The sequence below is a fragment of the Microcystis sp. M179S2 genome (assembly GCF_020245805.1).
GTDB lineage: Bacteria > Cyanobacteriota > Cyanobacteriia > Cyanobacteriales > Microcystaceae > Microcystis > Microcystis aeruginosa.
Genome location: NZ_JADBUE010000356.1, coordinates 1 through 14,002, shown reverse-complemented (window position 1 = coordinate 14,002; position 14,002 = coordinate 1). Strand labels below are relative to the sequence as shown.

General features: G+C 45.2%; 18 protein-coding genes. 3 read left to right on the top strand and 15 right to left on the bottom strand.

Annotation, left to right across the window (positions count from 1 at the left end; genetic code table 11):
• From IM500_RS22340 to IM500_RS22320, 6 genes are all read right to left on the bottom strand, one after another.
• On the bottom strand, window positions 1-175 hold a 175-nt coding region (locus tag IM500_RS22340), incomplete at its 3' end, for a type II toxin-antitoxin system MqsA family antitoxin (RefSeq protein ID WP_287739559.1).
• 488 nt (window positions 176-663) lie between these two features.
• Window positions 664-906 carry a hypothetical protein gene (locus IM500_RS22335; protein WP_002737863.1) on the bottom strand — a complete coding sequence of 81 codons (243 nt, stop codon included), beginning with the start codon at window positions 904-906 and terminating at the stop codon, window positions 664-666.
• Window positions 903-1,250 carry a hypothetical protein gene (locus IM500_RS22330; protein WP_002752485.1) on the bottom strand — a complete coding sequence of 116 codons (348 nt, stop codon included), beginning with the start codon at window positions 1,248-1,250 and terminating at the stop codon, window positions 903-905. The genes IM500_RS22335 and IM500_RS22330 overlap by 4 nt, the downstream gene beginning before the upstream one ends.
• Before the next feature lie 228 nt (window positions 1,251-1,478).
• Window positions 1,479-1,889, bottom strand: a complete 411-nt coding sequence (locus IM500_RS22325) for a nitrogen fixation protein (protein WP_287739558.1) — start codon at window positions 1,887-1,889, stop codon at window positions 1,479-1,481.
• A complete protein-coding gene (locus IM500_RS24635) occupies window positions 1,807-2,157 on the bottom strand; it encodes a Nif11-like leader peptide family RiPP precursor (RefSeq protein ID WP_353737933.1) in 351 nt (116 codons plus the stop codon). Before IM500_RS24635 ends, IM500_RS22325 begins: the two co-directional genes overlap by 83 nt.
• A gap of 162 nt (window positions 2,158-2,319) precedes the next feature.
• Entirely contained in the window at window positions 2,320-2,760 is a 441-nt protein-coding gene (locus IM500_RS22320) for a nitrogen fixation protein (RefSeq protein WP_287739557.1), read from the bottom strand.
• A gap of 396 nt (window positions 2,761-3,156) precedes the next feature.
• Here IM500_RS22320 and IM500_RS22315 point away from each other — a divergent pair, with 396 nt between their 5' ends.
• On the top strand, window positions 3,157-3,369 hold the full coding sequence (locus IM500_RS22315) for a hypothetical protein (RefSeq protein ID WP_287739556.1): 213 nt from the start codon (window positions 3,157-3,159) through the stop codon (window positions 3,367-3,369).
• Between the two features lie 99 nt (window positions 3,370-3,468).
• Here IM500_RS22315 and IM500_RS22310 read toward each other — a convergent pair whose 3' ends face one another.
• The 5 genes from IM500_RS22310 to IM500_RS22290 form a co-directional block, all read right to left on the bottom strand.
• A complete protein-coding gene (locus IM500_RS22310; protein ID WP_287739555.1) occupies window positions 3,469-3,684 on the bottom strand; it encodes a type II toxin-antitoxin system MqsA family antitoxin in 216 nt (71 codons plus the stop codon).
• A 57-nt stretch (window positions 3,685-3,741) separates the two neighbouring features.
• Window positions 3,742-4,476, bottom strand: coding sequence for a foldase protein PrsA (locus tag IM500_RS22305; RefSeq protein WP_287739554.1), 735 nt, complete (start codon window positions 4,474-4,476; stop codon window positions 3,742-3,744).
• A gap of 100 nt (window positions 4,477-4,576) precedes the next feature.
• A complete protein-coding gene (locus IM500_RS22300; RefSeq protein ID WP_287739553.1) occupies window positions 4,577-6,031 on the bottom strand; it encodes a beta-barrel domain-containing protein in 1,455 nt (484 codons plus the stop codon).
• A gap of 2 nt (window positions 6,032-6,033) precedes the next feature.
• Window positions 6,034-8,652 carry an ABC transporter transmembrane domain-containing protein gene (locus IM500_RS22295; protein ID WP_287739552.1) on the bottom strand — a complete coding sequence of 873 codons (2,619 nt, stop codon included), beginning with the start codon at window positions 8,650-8,652 and terminating at the stop codon, window positions 6,034-6,036.
• 7 nt (window positions 8,653-8,659) lie between these two features.
• Window positions 8,660-9,127: a helix-turn-helix domain-containing protein gene (locus tag IM500_RS22290; RefSeq protein ID WP_287739551.1), complete on the bottom strand. Its 468-nt coding sequence runs from the start codon at window positions 9,125-9,127 to the stop codon at window positions 8,660-8,662.
• A 308-nt stretch (window positions 9,128-9,435) separates the two neighbouring features.
• On the opposite strand from IM500_RS22290, the gene IM500_RS22285 reads away from it, so the two are divergent.
• A complete protein-coding gene (locus IM500_RS22285; protein WP_002735961.1) occupies window positions 9,436-10,035 on the top strand; it encodes a peroxiredoxin in 600 nt (199 codons plus the stop codon).
• Window positions 10,036-10,205: 170 nt separating this feature from the next.
• Window positions 10,206-11,465, top strand: a complete 1,260-nt coding sequence (locus IM500_RS22280) for an L-lactate MFS transporter (RefSeq protein WP_287739550.1) — start codon at window positions 10,206-10,208, stop codon at window positions 11,463-11,465.
• A gap of 200 nt (window positions 11,466-11,665) precedes the next feature.
• Here the strand turns inward: IM500_RS22280 and nrtS are convergent, their stop codons facing one another.
• Genes nrtS through IM500_RS22260 form a run of 4 tightly spaced genes read right to left on the bottom strand, consistent with a single transcriptional unit; the run spans window position 11,666 to window position 13,963 of the window.
• On the bottom strand, window positions 11,666-11,824 hold the full coding sequence (gene nrtS / locus IM500_RS22275; protein ID WP_287739549.1) for a nitrate/nitrite transporter NrtS: 159 nt from the start codon (window positions 11,822-11,824) through the stop codon (window positions 11,666-11,668).
• Window positions 11,825-11,827: 3 nt separating this feature from the next.
• Window positions 11,828-12,391, bottom strand: coding sequence for a GUN4 domain-containing protein (locus IM500_RS22270; protein ID WP_002798240.1), 564 nt, complete (start codon window positions 12,389-12,391; stop codon window positions 11,828-11,830).
• A gap of 53 nt (window positions 12,392-12,444) precedes the next feature.
• Entirely contained in the window at window positions 12,445-13,575 is a 1,131-nt protein-coding gene (locus IM500_RS22265; RefSeq protein ID WP_287739548.1) for a CO2 hydration protein, read from the bottom strand.
• A gap of 31 nt (window positions 13,576-13,606) precedes the next feature.
• Window positions 13,607-13,963 carry a DUF1823 family protein gene (locus tag IM500_RS22260; protein WP_190357956.1) on the bottom strand — a complete coding sequence of 119 codons (357 nt, stop codon included), beginning with the start codon at window positions 13,961-13,963 and terminating at the stop codon, window positions 13,607-13,609.
• Between the last annotated feature and the right edge of the window lie 39 nt (window positions 13,964-14,002).

Genomic DNA, 14,002 nt, shown 5'->3' with positions numbered 1-14,002 from the left:
CCTCGGCCTTCTGTAAAACTTCCGCAGTGACCGACTCGCTTAGATAATACTCCCCGCAATTCTGACAGATATCGGCGGGGACTTGTTTTAAAATCACGATACAATTATCTCTCTCTAAAGTAACAGTTACGAAACCCGATCGAGTCGTACCGTGTTTACAGATCACACATTCCATAACTCTTATCTTCCCTTACTATGTTTGCGGGGTGAGCATAACCCACCCCGTCCACGATTAATTACTTAACTCGTATTCTATTTCCTGAATTTTCTCCTTCACCCAGCCGTTAAACAAATCGACACCGATTTGCAGTAAAAGGTTCTTCGGTTTGTGTTATGCAATGGCCGGGAGTTATAAGGGATGAAACCATTATATAGAAAGACATTGCTTCGATTTTTGCCAATTGTTTTCAATCTAGAACGAGCTAATCAATTAAGTCTCTTGCCAGATAAGGATTTAGCCGATTTATGCCCCCTGATCGAACCATACCAAGTAACGAAGAACCCAGTAAAATAATCCGTAGGTTGGGTTAAACGAAGTGCAACCCAACACAAAACATGAAGAATAATAGGGGGATGATGTTGGGTTTCCGTTGTCAATCCAACCTTGCAAGATAGGCGTACTGCTACGCAGTGCCTTCGGCATCGCACCTGATACCTTAATAGCTAAGTTGCTTGTTTGCCAAATTCAGGAACAACCAGGTTGACTTCCTTCGAGTTGTAACCAAATGCTTCTACCTGAGACTTGATCAAATCAAGAGCATCATAATAAGCAAGGCTTTGTCCTTTATAGAAAGAAGAGTCCTCTCCTTTTATGTCAGCTTCGTTAATTTTTGCGAGGGATTCATTGTACTTTTCTTTGAGAATAAGTGCATGATCTTTGATAAAGTTAACAGATTCTGTATTCATAGCCCTCTCTCCTTGAGTAGGCCTTCTAGTATAGTCTTTTGCTCGCTCTGCCGATTTATGCCACTTTGCCATTTATCGGGAAGAGCTTTTTGCTGTCTAGGATCAAGATTATCAAAATCAGGTATAAATTTTTGGGGAGCTTCAATCTTTTTTTGATGTTCAGAAATTTGCTTGTTTATAGATTCAATTCCTTTTCGGATTTGAGAGTCTGGCTTTTTGGCATATTCGTTATAGAATCCAGAGTGCTTACCCCCTTGTTTGGCAATATTATATGGGTCATTCACATTAGTCACATCATCCACTTTATCAACAGCCTTAGTGGCTACCAACTGTTGATTCTTCATTATTATACCTCTCCAGAAAAGATTTTTGATAAGCTCTTAGTCAGGGCTTCATCTCTTATTTTGACAATTATTGGAGAGGTCTATTTAGCAGGGTCAGTCCACACTCACCCGCATCAATATAGGAGCGAACAAACTCTATCTGAGTTTCTTGCATCACTTCTGTGGTAAGACGATTTTGCCTAATTGAGTTTTCGGTAAGTTTTAGGGGAATTGTTGGGTTTCCTTGCGTCAACCCAACCTACCAGATCGGCGATCGCACTGTAACCACCAGCGACAGTTTTGCCGGATTCGACAGGGAGGAAGGGTATCGGTTACTTCTGCGAGTCCCTGTGCCACCCGGCGCGCGAGGCGACAATCTTTCCCATCGAAATGAACGCATTCTTTTTCCGCGCAGGACGCGGCGAAGCGGAAGACTTCGGTGGGGGTGACGGGTTGAGCGAGTGCGAGAATTTCTGGGGTGACGGGTTGGATTTCTGGGAGATAGGCGACGCGGGGTTCCTCGACGGTTCCCGCCGCGATCCCGAAAATTACGCTATCCGGGGAATTTTCTCGCGCGCTAGGGCAAAGGGTAGGGTTTTGAGAGTGGTGGTTTTCCCCACAAAGGGGGTCGTGGTCTTGTGGGCAAAACCACGGAGCCATACTTGGGTCTTATAGGTGCTCTCTCTAAAAACCCTCCTAGAATCGAAGCCAGTTCACGCTCGTTTAAATCTTGAACTTGATTTTTTAAGCATTCTGCTTCTAAAAGTTGACAAGTAAAGGCTTCAAATTCCTGCTCTGTAAAGTCATAATCTGATTTTTTGACCAGATTATAAAATTCTTCGCAATTTTCAAGATTTTGAAACCGAGAACGAAAATCTTTATCGGTTGCAATTCTTTGATAAAAAGCTTTAGTTTGTTCAACGGACATGATAGACCCCTATTTTTTGTAGATTGACTTTGTGCTATCTGAACAACGGGTTCGGCAACCTGGGAGCATCTCATTTATGCAAGTGAGTAATTGTACTTATCCCTAAAACTGGTTTCTAGCAAGGCTTTCAAAATAGCTTGACATAAAAACCTGATTTAGGGGTTACAAAGGTGAGATGCTCCCGGCAACCTTCGCGTAAATTTCGGAAGGACTATAGTTGTCAGTGACAACCTGCGGACAGCGCAGACAAGCGGCTTTTCCTTCCTGTAACCACCAGCGACAGTTTTGCCGGATTCGACAGGGGGGAAGGATATCGGTTACTTCTGCGAGTCCCTGTGCCACCCGGTGCGCGAGGCGACAATCTTTCCCATCGAAATGAACGCATTCTTTTTCCGCGCAGGACGCGGCGAAGCGGAAGACTTCGGTGGGGGTGACGGGTTGAGCGAGTGCGAGAATTTCTGCGGTGACGGGTTGGATTTCCGGGAGATAGGCGACGCGGGGTTCCTCAACGGTTCCCGCTGCGATCCCGAAAATTACGCTATCCGGGGAATTTTCTCGCGCGCTAGGGCAAAGGGTAGGTGTCTGGTGCGGAAGAGATTTCATCAGTTTTATCCGCTTGTTCAATGGATAATTACGAGCGAATTGGTTAGGGAACACGATCGCGATCGTAATTGACTATATAAATAGAAAAGTCTTGGCAAGAGTTGTCAGGCTTGTCGAGCTACTTCTCTGAATTTAATACTATGGAACCTTGCAAGAAAAAACAAGATATTTTTAAAGACTAATTGAACTTAAAACAATCATTTAAGTTCAAAAAATATAATCAAGGTTATTCTACATTGTTGAGAGAATAACCTTAAAATACAACTGATCTCAGTATTCTTGCCGATCAAATTCGAGACAAAAATAAGTTAATTAAATTTCAAAATGTATTTGCGTTTTGAATGTGTATCGTGGATGATTGTGTTTAGTAAACCTCAAACATGAGACCAATCGATTATGGCTAACATCAAAGTAAATGATTTACAACCGCTCGAAGTTGAATCTATGTATCTGACACAATTCGAGGTAGAAAATGTAGTAGGAGGAGGCTGGTTTGAAAAACTAACTGGCATCTCTACACCATCGTTCTTAAAAAAAATTGACCAAACTGTTCGTAAAGTTGTACCCGGAGGATGGGTGACAGTCGGACGTTCGGTTTTAGGGCTCTAAAAGGGTAGATTTGTTACTGAAATGGGGTGAGTATCGCTTACCCCATTTCAGCATATTCTGCTATTTGAGTTAGTGATTTTTTTATATATTTTGAAAAAATCAACAACAATTTGTCAAGGAAAATCCTTTATTCACCGCATCCTCGGCCTTCTGTAAAACTTCCGCAGTGACCGACTCGCTTAGATAATACTCCCCGCAATTCTGACAGATATCGGCGGGGACTTGTTTTAAAATCACGATACAATTATCTCTCTCTAAAGTAACAGTTACGAAACTCGATCGAGTCGTACCGTTTTTACAGATCACACATTCCATAACTCTTATCTTCCCTTGCTATGTTTGCGGGGTGAGCATAACCCACCCCGTCCACAATTAATTACTAAACTCGTATTCTATTTCCTGAATTTTCTCCTTTACCCAGCCGTTAAACAAATCGACCCCGATTTTCAGAGCCAACTCCTCGGTTAATTTTGGTTTAAGGATTTCCTCGACAAAAATCAGGTGAAAACCTCGATCGCCTTGCAGCGGTTTCAACAATCGAGAAGAATCCGATGCAAAAATTGCGGCCGAAAGATTCGGTCGTAAATCCTTACGGGAAACAGTACCGCGATAACCTCCCTTGCGTCGTAATTCCACATCCTCGATATAGCGATGCGCTACTTCCTGAAAGCTGATTTCCTCCTCCTGAATCGATTCATACAACTCCTCTGCCATCGCCTGATCTGCTAACACTACCTCATAGATCACCGCGCCGGTATAATCTAGCTGGTGTTCGACGAAATAGGATTCAATTTTGTCTGCGAAAAGATGTTCGGCTAATTTACCCGATAGTAAATTGAATTGAACGATCGCCTCGAAATCGTCTAGGGATAAGCCCTGTTTTTGCAACCAATTCCATGTATCTTTGGCGTTATGTAATTCTTTGGCGAGACGGAATTGATCGGCCGCCTGTTGTAACTCGTCAGTTGTGTTTTTAATCCCCGCTTCCGTGGCGGTTTCGGTGATGATTTTCCGAGCGATAATTCCCTCGGCCATTTCGGGGACTTTCCCCGATAGCTTAAGCTGTTGGATAAGGTCTTGATTGGTGATGGTGATACTATGGGACATAATGACTCCTGAAACAGTTATGCGAAATTAATTTCCTAGTTGAGATAGGCAAGAGGGTTAGGGAGGGGTGTAAGTAATTTGGCTTCGATACCTAAAAAAACTAGAGTTTTAACCCATCTTTTTGCAGATCCTTAAAGGGATCGAGGATGTAATCGATCACCCGACGCTGACGGACGATCGCTTCTGCGGTAGCCGTATCTCCCGGATTGAGGGGAATACATTGATTTCCCTTTTGAATACAGGAGCGATCGAGTTGAATTTCTAGCTCGAAAACGTTAATTTTTCCGTTGGGCGTTTCCTTTTCGATCGCCGTCGGTGATTTCTTGGTGATCTTGCCGCCGATAATGCCGTAATCCTGAAAAGGATAGGCATCGAACTTGACTTTTATCGGCATACCGGCGCGGAGAAATTGACTTTGATCCGTGGGCATTTCTGCCTTGAGAATAAACCGCGATCCCTTCGGTGCTATCTCCGCGATCCGCGTTCCCGACTGCACCACCGCACCCGCGCGTTTAATCGGTAATGAAAAGATTGTGCCGTCGGTATTCGCCTTTAAAACCCTCTGACTTAGTTGGATTTGGAGCGCTTGCCGTTGGCTCTCGCTTTGGGCGATTTCCGATGCCAGTGTTGCGATCTCCGTGTCTAGATTGTTAATCTGCTCCTGTACCCTTAAGAGTGCCAACTCGTTGGAATGGCGGAGACTTTGATAACCCCGCTGCCGCTCCTGTAATTGCAGACGCGCTTGGGCGATATCCGCGCTCGTTTGTTGACTCGTCTGACGGTAGGCACTTTTTAATTCCGCTAGTTTATGTTGATTTTCTTTGACCTCCGCTTTTCCCCGCTCGTAGAGTTGTTGGCGCTCCTTGGCATTGTCCTCGCGCTCGATTAATTGCACCTCCGATATCGCGCCATCCTCCCACGCTTTTCGGTAGCGATCGACTTCTTTTAAAGCCGTTTCATAACGACTTTTGAGAATCGGATAATCGGTCTGACTTTGTGCGAGGGCGGTTTTCGCTTGATTTACCCGCGCTTGTTGTTCTTCTAGGGATATTTTGGCCTTCTTGATTAATGCGTCCACATTCTCCCGCGCTTGTTCGATCGAGGCTTCTTTTTCCGCTGCCGCCGCGCGATTTTGTTGGCTTTGGGTGGTTAAAGAAATCTCTAACTGACTTTTGACAAGTTTCTGTTGGGAAAGACGGCTTTTTTGTCCTTCTATTTTCTCCTCGATTTGTTGTATTTCCTTGCCGATTAATGAGGAATCTAGGGTTAAAATCGGTTGTCCTGCTTTCACCTCTTGGCCTTCACGGACATAGATTTTTTCCACTTTTCCCGTCGCGATAGCATCGAGTTTGACTGTTTCCCCTTGGGGTTCCAGTTTCCCTGGACCGACACCCGTTTCATCGACTTTTGAGAATATCGCCCAAGGGAGAATGATCGAGACGAAAATAATCAGAAAATAGAGTAAACCACGCGTCCAGGGTAGGGGTAAAGTATCGATCAATTCTTTGGTATGGAAAGACCAGTTATCGCGCTCTCTGTCTAGATTGGTTGTCATAGTTATTCACTCAATTGATTAGAATTCAAATTACGGTAAATACCGGGACGGGCCATTAATTCTTCGTGGGTTCCACTATCGACTAATACCCCTCGATCGAGAACGAGAATACAATCCGCGTTCCGCACCGTAGAGAGGCGATGGGCGATAATCACCATCGTGCGATTCTGCCGAATTTTCTGGAGATTTGTTTGAATAATCCGTTCCGATTCGGTATCGAGGTGGGAAGTGGCTTCATCGAGGATTAATAACCGCGGCTCTCCCATCAACGATCGAGCGATGGCGATCCGTTGTCTCTGTCCCCCGGAAAGTAGCCCTCCACCCTCGCCGATTTGGGTTTCGTACCCCATCGGCAGTGATTGAATAAAGTCATGAATTCCCGCTAATTTCGCCGCTTCGATCACATTTTCTAGGGGGCGATCGGGATGTCCTAAACTGATATTTTCCCGAATCGTGGAACCGAAGAGAAAAGTATCTTGATCGACGACTCCCACCTGTTGCCGGAGGGAACTGAGGGCGATCGTACTCAGATCGTAACCGTCGATCGAGATTTTCCCATCGGTGGGGGGATAGAGGCCGATCAGCAATTTCGAGATCGTGGTTTTTCCCGAACCGCTCCGACCGACGAGGGCAACGGTTTGACCGGGTAAAATCTCAAAACTGAGGTTTTCTAAAATATTGCGATCGCTGTCGGTGTGGTAGCGAAAGGTGACATTTTCAAAGCGAATATGTCCCTGTAATTCTGGGAGAAACTGACGGGAAAGTTCCTCTAAATTCTCCTCCGGTTTCGCGTCCAGTACATCGTTAATGCGCTCGACGGCGATATTGACTTCTTGAAATTGCGTCCAGAGAACGGTTAAGCGTTGAAAAGGCGCGATGATCTGGGCAAAAAGCATATTAAAGGCGATCAATTGTCCGATCGATAATTGATTTTGAATCACTAGATAGGCACCGAAACAGAGTAACCCTGTCGTCGCTAAAGATTCGATCAGATTACTGAATATCTGGAGATTATTGCCGATGATCTGTCCGGAGAAATTTTTCTTGACCTCCACCGAGAAAAGGTCTTCCCAGTGCCAACGGGTCGATCGCTCTGTGGCAGTAGATTTGACGGTACGAATACCGGTTAAAATCTCGATCAGGTAACTGCTTTCCTTAGCGATCGCCTGAAAAATATCCCGGGATATTCGCTGGAGAAAAGGGGTAGAAATTAACGCCAGCAGAAAGAACGGTGGCACGATCGCTAAACTGATCAGGGCTAATTGCCAGCTATAGCGGAACATCACCGCCACATACACGAAAACCGTTAATAAGTCAAGTAAAATCGAGAGAGCTTCCCCAGAGAGAAAACGCTGAATCTTGCGATTTTCCCCGACGCGAGAAATAATATCGCCCACATAGCGGGACTCGAAATAACCGAGGGGAAGGCTGAGGGTATGGCGGATAAAACCGGTGATTAATGCCGTATCGATGCGATTAGCGGTGTGATCGAGGAGATAGGCGCGTAAACCGGTAATTGCTACCCTAAAAACCCCGAAAATTAGCGCACCGATACCCATCGCCCAAAGGGTGGTTAAGGACCCCTGGACGATTACTCGATCGAGGATTAACTGGGTGAAAATCGGCGTAATTAAGCCGAATATCTGGATAAAAAGCGAGGCGACGAAAATTTCCAGCAGTACGAACCAATGGGGTTCCAGTAAGCGATAAAACTGCCAGAGAGAGGTTTTATCCTCTTTCGTGTCCCGAAATTTCTGGTTCGGTTGGAGCAGCAGGGTGAATCCCGTCCATTTACTGGTGAATTCGGCACGACTTAGGGTTAATTGCCCGATCGCTGGATCGCCAATAATCACCTGTTTGGCGGTAATTTTCCAGATCACAACGAAGTGTTTGCCTTCCCAGTGAGCGATCGCTGGTAGGGGCTGTTTCCCTAATCCCTCTAGAGTCGCTTTTACCGGACGGGTGGAGAGGCCGATATTTTCCGCCGCGGTGATCAGTCCCTTCAGGGATGCCCCGTCGCGGTTGACGTTGGCCATTTCCCGCAAACGGTTGACGCTGATTCTTTTGCCCCAATAACGGGCGATCATGACTAAACCGGCCGCCCCGCAATCGGAGGCGGACTGTTGCTCGAAGAAGGGATAACGGCGGAGGGATTGCCCGATCCAGTGACCTAACCGCCGCGCCGGAGAGGGGAAATAGGCTCGATCGCTTTTTTTGTCCGTTTCTTCTGTCTTCGTCCCAAGAAGTTGCTCAATTTCCCGCGCCCGTTGTAGTAATGTTTTTTTCAGGGCGGGGTGTTTTTTCAGGATCGGCCTCAGGGCGGACTCGGGGATAAGAAGTAGTTCCGCCTTTGCGGAGACTCGAACCGAGTAGGGAAGAAAACCCGATCGGGGAAAGAGGGAGAATTCTCCGAAAAATTCGCCAGTTTTGAGCGCAATCATCTCTTTTTGCTGCGAGTTCGCTATCCGAACTTTGCCGCCAACGACTAGGTATAACCCCGACTGTACGGGCAGTGTGCCTGCTTCGGGAGAGAGGGCGATCGCCGTTTTCTGGAGACTCCGCCACTGGGTTTCGGACAGGAATTCCGGCCAGGGATTGACGAGGCTGTGAGTATCGAGCATAGTTGTTTTAAGCTTTGGCTGAAGGAGAAAGATCGACGATGCGGATCGGCTGTAGCTGTTTGCGGAGGCGATTGATGTGGGTGGGGGTGAGTGCAACCCCGAATTCTTTCTCTAGATGCCGCGCTAAGCAAACTCCCGACCATCGCTTAAAGGAATAGCCGAAATCCCGGGGGGATTTACTAATCAGTTCTCTCAGGCGATCGAGGTAGGGTTGATCAACTTTTGAAGGGCGACCGCGGCGGTATTTCTGCCAGCGATCGATCTTGCCACTCTCGGCGATCAGTATCCATTTACTAGCGGTGGCGGCAGTACAATCGAGAAGCTTACGGATCTCGTTCTGGGATTTGCCCTCGTCAGCGAAAAGAATGATTTGAATCCGTTTGCGATCAACATCAGAGATATTCGGTTCTGTTGAGATTTCGAGAAGTTGCTGACGTTGGGATGGGGATAGATATTTATTGGTGCTTGTTGACATAGCCTTTGCAACTATAAGTAAAAGCAGACAGCAGCGTGGAGGAGCGTTGAGGCAAGAAAGTTGTACTAAGTTGTACAATGGGCTGACTTCCCCGGGTGACGATCTCTTTCGCTGTCCTTAAATTATTATTTCGGCTGCAAAAGTGAATATTACGGAGTCTATTAAATTCTTTTTCTCTCGCCCGATATAACCTTCCCAATCCCCAACTAACGGCCAACTACTCAAAATCGTTATGACTATGATATAGTTGTTAAGGAATGTAAAAATAGTTGCATTTTCCCAGAAACTAGATTAAGGAGATTAAGAGTATGACCGCCGAAGGTTGCTTAAGAGTCGGACAAGCGGCGCCGGATTTCACCGCGACCGCCGTTTTCGATCAAGAGTTCAAAACCATCAAATTATCGGATTATCGGGGTAAATACGTCGTTTTATTCTTCTATCCCCTCGATTTTACCTTTGTTTGCCCCACGGAAATTACCGCTTTCAGCGATCGAGTTAGCGAATTTGCCAGTATCAACACCGAGATTTTAGGGGTGTCCGTCGATAGCGAATTTGCTCACCTCGCATGGATTCAAACCGAGAGAAAATCGGGCGGTGTCGGTGATGTGGCCTATCCGTTGGTGTCGGATCTAAAAAAAGAAATCAGCACCGCTTACAATGTTCTTGACCCAGATGCGGGGGTATCCCTGCGCGGTCTGTTTATCATCGATAAAGAAGGTGTTATCCAACACGCTACTATTAATAATCTTTCTTTCGGTCGCAGTGTCGATGAAACCCTCCGCACTCTAAAAGCGATTCAATACGTCCAATCCCACCCGGATGAAGTTTGTCCCGCCGGTTGGCAAGAAGGGGATGCTACCATGGTTCCCGACCCTGTGAAGTCGAAAGTTTACTTCGCAGCAGTTTAGTTAAAGGTGGTCAGAAGTCCCTCCGCTATAGATGGGGGGAAACTTTTAAAGGGGGGCGAAATAATTCGCCCCTCATTTTAATCGGAAAATTTTCTGGAAAATTGGCCCTATTAGCCATGACCTCATCTAGAATACTGGCCAGACAAGTCTAGAAAGAGTCACGGCGATCTATGACTAACAGTAATTATGATTCCGAGTTGACAGTTTTGGGATTACCCGCGGCCAAAGGTAGATGGTTATTAATACCTCTAGGAATGGGTGTTTTACTCTGTTTAGGGACGGTGTACTCTTGGAGTATCTTTAGAAAACCCCTAGAAACAGAGTTAAATCTCAGCGCCACGGAAAGCTTACTACCCTACACTGTGGCTTTAGTATTTTATGCCGCTTCTATGCCGATCGCCGGTTTTTATATCCCCCGGGTAGGCACTCGCAGGATGACGGCTATCGGCGGAATTATCGTCGGTTTAGGCTATATTCTCGCTAGTTTTGCCGCTCAGATCCAGACAATTATTCTGACCTACGGAGTCATTGCTGGCACGGGAGTCGGCATCGCTTACGGTGTTCCCATGGCAGTGGTGGCACGCTGGTTTCCCGACAAAAAAGGTTTAGCGGTGGGTTTAACCATCATCGGATTTGGCCTTTCTCCCCTGATTACCGCACCTTTAGCCAATCGATTAATCAATGAATATAGCGTTAGACCAAGTTTAAGATTTTTGGGGATTATCTTTACAATAATTATTGTGATTATTGCGATCACAATGAAGTTACCCCCTCAAGACTGGCAACCCCCCGCCAATTTAGCTAATCGAAAATCCGACTTTCCGGCCAATTATCCAGTGAATATGCTGAAAAGTCGCTCATTTTATGGTTTATGGCTTTGCTATGCCATTGGTGCTTTAATTGGCTTGAGTGCTATCGGTATTTCTAGTCCCGTCGCTGAGGAAATTATTCAGATTGATCCGGGGTTAGCGGCTAGTAGTGTTGCTCTATTTGCCTTGTTTAATGGTATTAGTCGTCCTTTGTTCGGTTGGTTAAGCGATCGCTGGAAACCCCATTATTTAGCGATCGGGGCCTATACACTCATTTTGATTGGTTGTCTGTTGATGGTCAAGGCCGAAAAAGGGGCGGTTACTAGCTATCTAGTGGCTTTTTGTCTATTTTGGTTCTGTTTAGGGGGATGGTTAGCCCTAGCTCCCGCTACCACTCTCCACTTCTTTAATCCTGACCACTACGCCCAAAATTACGGTATTGTTTTTACTGCCTACGGTGTTGGTGCTTTGATCGGAACTTTAGTAACCGGTAGAATTCGCGATTGGTTCGGTACTTACACTTATGCTTTTTATGCTATGGCTGTATTGGCAATACTGGGCATTTTTCTCGCGAGTGCCTTACTGAAAAGAGAGCGATCGCAGCTATCAAATCCTAGCTAGGGTCTGCTGAAAAAGTTTTTCCTAGGGGCAGGGTGTAGGGTGTAGGGTGTAGGGTGTGGGGTTTTACCGATTTTGAGGGGGTCAATTACCTAATTTTCAGGGAAAAAGTACCTGAATTTCCCCCTGATCACTCCCATATCTGGTACTTTTGGATTTCAAAAAAGGCTAAAAGTCTTATCCAGCAAGGTTTTTAGATTTATTCAGCAGGCCCTAGATAAGTCAGTTATAAGGCTGTGCATTATAGCATAACCGTGGTTCATTGTCAATAAAATTGTCCCCACTACTACAGCCACTCTTATCCCAGTGGGAGCAAATTGGGGGGATAATAAAGCATGAAAATAGCCGATAATTCCTTTCATTGCCTATAAATCGCACTCTATCAGGCGAGTAAAACAAAAAGTCACCATTTTTAACCCGTAGGGAGACTTCCACCAGAGAGCGGGAAAACAGCCTTCAGGAGCTGCGAGACTAAAATCCCAGTGATCATAATCATCGATACGCCACTCATCTTTGTCGCGCCATCCTACCAATTCCCCAAATTTTCTAATCGTTTCCGCGTCTTGGGTACGCAGGGTGTTAATACTACCGCCGGCGGCAAAATATAACTTCACCTGATTGCTAAAACCGAAATGATCGCCGCTATAATTTTTCCAAAGGCGATCGAGTACCCGAATCACATTAACGGGAAACCGCATCATATCCTCTGGGGTTAAAGTATCGCGGGTTCTGCCGGCAGTTTCGAGGATAACTCGGAGAGTTTCTGCGTCTGCCTCCCTAAAGTTCCCCTCAGCTAGGAATTGCTGTAATTTACCATAGCGCTCGATGTCCGGAACTAACATCTGCCGCGCTTCGATGAGGGCAACCCGTTCGGTTAAAGATTGCAATTGAGCTAAAATATCCTGAAGTTGGACGTTAATATCTGACATAAATGTAAAGGGGTTTGTTGAATGCAAAAATTACCGATTTATCGGCAAAATAATTATTGATTTACCGCTTCTAATCTTGACTTAACAAAGCGATTCATCCATGCTTCTAGATAGATGCGATTGGCTTTTTGTTCTTTTAAATCTGTGGTAGTTAAAGGGTAAGGTGCTAATCCTTGAATGGCTGCCGTTGTTACACAAAACATCGACTTTTGAAAAGTTTCGCAGATCTGGACTAATAAATCTTCTTCTTGACGAAAACTCTTTTTATAAATGTCGTGCAGATAATCTGGTAAAAAGTGACGCATATCCTGCATTAATAGTGTGGGAGGAATCCCTGCACCTCCGATGGGTAAAGGATCCGCATACAAAGCACCATAGGCAAACATTCCTTGATCGTAGGGAATTTGATAGGCTTGGGCATTATAGGAAATTGTACCGGGGAAAGGTGTTCCGCGAAAGAAAACCGCCTCAACGTAGGGGATTGCCGTATCCGCAAGAAAGGTTAATCCTGCCGATTTGGGGATCAGATCATAGGTTTGTCCTTTGATTTTTACCTGATAGATAATTGGTTTACTAGCATTATCGACTAAATTTTTCTTAATGTGTGCCACCACTGCGGGAATACTGGTAATTTTTCCGGCATCGTAGAGATCGGATAAACTTAAAAAAGCATCGGCCATAATTCGCCAAAATTGACCTAAACCGCTATAGTAGGCCATCATCCGCATTTGTTCTGGCAAAAATTCAGGAAAGACTTTATTTAAAATTAAAACTAGGGGATTATTCCTAAATTTGGCTTGAATAACCTTGGCTGTCACTTCCCGAAAAGCGGCACTATCTACATAACTATCTAAACCACCCCCACCATGCCAAAACATGGCTTTCATACAGTATTCAGCATACTCAAAATTAATGCGATCGTGCCACCAGTGTTGTAGTAATTTCTGCCAAGATACTTGACCATTAAAATATTTAAAGAAGGGGAAAAAAACCAAAAACTGATTTTCCGCAATATAAATTAAATTTTTGGAATAAGCATCTAACACCACTCCGTAACTTTTCAGGATACCCACTACCTCGATCAAATTCTGGGGAGTATCTTTTAACAATGCTTCCCCAGCCGTGAGACGATCAATATAGGATGCTAGGGGATGAGAGGAGGACTTGACAGGGATAGTGACCATGCTAGAAGCTTGATAAAATAACTTTCCTGATCTATTTTAACCCATAAAAGCACAACCAATTAGCGGCGGTGGCACGGCGAGTCATGCGGGGATTGAATTCGCCAATTTTATAACCGGTAAACCCCAATTTATCTTTTAATAATTGTTTATTTTCTGGCAAGATCGATCGAGTTAATTTTACTGTTGGAGGACGATTGGCAATAAAATCTGGGGGTTCGGGATATTCACGTCGCCAATCTTCCTCTACTTGACTATTATCCCATTTTCCCTGACTTTCATCGTAGCGATAACCTAAACTTTGCCAGACCAATTTATTAACGGTTTCGTCGTCAATTTCATCGTTAATAATCGCCCAAATTGTCTCTATATTTAATTCTGGTAGTTCCATAGATCAAGTAAATGGGTGATGGGGTGTGGGGTGTGGGGT

What these genes read in the sequence shown, in the direction of transcription:
- IM500_RS22265 (WP_287739548.1), bottom strand. Translation starts at nt 13,575, where the DNA reads ATGGTCACTATCCCTGTCAAGTCCTCCTCTCATCCCCTAGCATCCTAT.
- IM500_RS22315 (WP_287739556.1), top strand. Translation starts at nt 3,157, where the DNA reads ATGGCTAACATCAAAGTAAATGATTTACAACCGCTCGAAGTTGAATCT.
- nrtS (WP_287739549.1), bottom strand. Translation starts at nt 11,824, where the DNA reads ATGAAAGGAATTATCGGCTATTTTCATGCTTTATTATCCCCCCAATTT.
- IM500_RS22295 (WP_287739552.1), bottom strand. Translation starts at nt 8,652, where the DNA reads ATGCTCGATACTCACAGCCTCGTCAATCCCTGGCCGGAATTCCTGTCC.
- IM500_RS22330 (WP_002752485.1), bottom strand. Translation starts at nt 1,250, where the DNA reads ATGAAGAATCAACAGTTGGTAGCCACTAAGGCTGTTGATAAAGTGGAT.
- IM500_RS22260 (WP_190357956.1), bottom strand. Translation starts at nt 13,963, where the DNA reads ATGGAACTACCAGAATTAAATATAGAGACAATTTGGGCGATTATTAAC.
- IM500_RS22290 (WP_287739551.1), bottom strand. Translation starts at nt 9,127, where the DNA reads ATGTCAACAAGCACCAATAAATATCTATCCCCATCCCAACGTCAGCAA.
- IM500_RS22325 (WP_287739558.1), bottom strand. Translation starts at nt 1,889, where the DNA reads ATGGCTCCGTGGTTTTGCCCACAAGACCACGACCCCCTTTGTGGGGAA.
- IM500_RS22310 (WP_287739555.1), bottom strand. Translation starts at nt 3,684, where the DNA reads ATGGAATGTGTGATCTGTAAAAACGGTACGACTCGATCGAGTTTCGTA.
- IM500_RS22280 (WP_287739550.1), top strand. Translation starts at nt 10,206, where the DNA reads ATGACTAACAGTAATTATGATTCCGAGTTGACAGTTTTGGGATTACCC.
- IM500_RS22300 (WP_287739553.1), bottom strand. Translation starts at nt 6,031, where the DNA reads ATGACAACCAATCTAGACAGAGAGCGCGATAACTGGTCTTTCCATACC.
- IM500_RS24635 (WP_353737933.1), bottom strand. Translation starts at nt 2,157, where the DNA reads ATGTCCGTTGAACAAACTAAAGCTTTTTATCAAAGAATTGCAACCGAT.
- IM500_RS22320 (WP_287739557.1), bottom strand. Translation starts at nt 2,760, where the DNA reads ATGAAATCTCTTCCGCACCAGACACCTACCCTTTGCCCTAGCGCGCGA.
- IM500_RS22285 (WP_002735961.1), top strand. Translation starts at nt 9,436, where the DNA reads ATGACCGCCGAAGGTTGCTTAAGAGTCGGACAAGCGGCGCCGGATTTC.
- IM500_RS22335 (WP_002737863.1), bottom strand. Translation starts at nt 906, where the DNA reads ATGAATACAGAATCTGTTAACTTTATCAAAGATCATGCACTTATTCTC.
- IM500_RS22305 (WP_287739554.1), bottom strand. Translation starts at nt 4,476, where the DNA reads ATGTCCCATAGTATCACCATCACCAATCAAGACCTTATCCAACAGCTT.
- IM500_RS22270 (WP_002798240.1), bottom strand. Translation starts at nt 12,391, where the DNA reads ATGTCAGATATTAACGTCCAACTTCAGGATATTTTAGCTCAATTGCAA.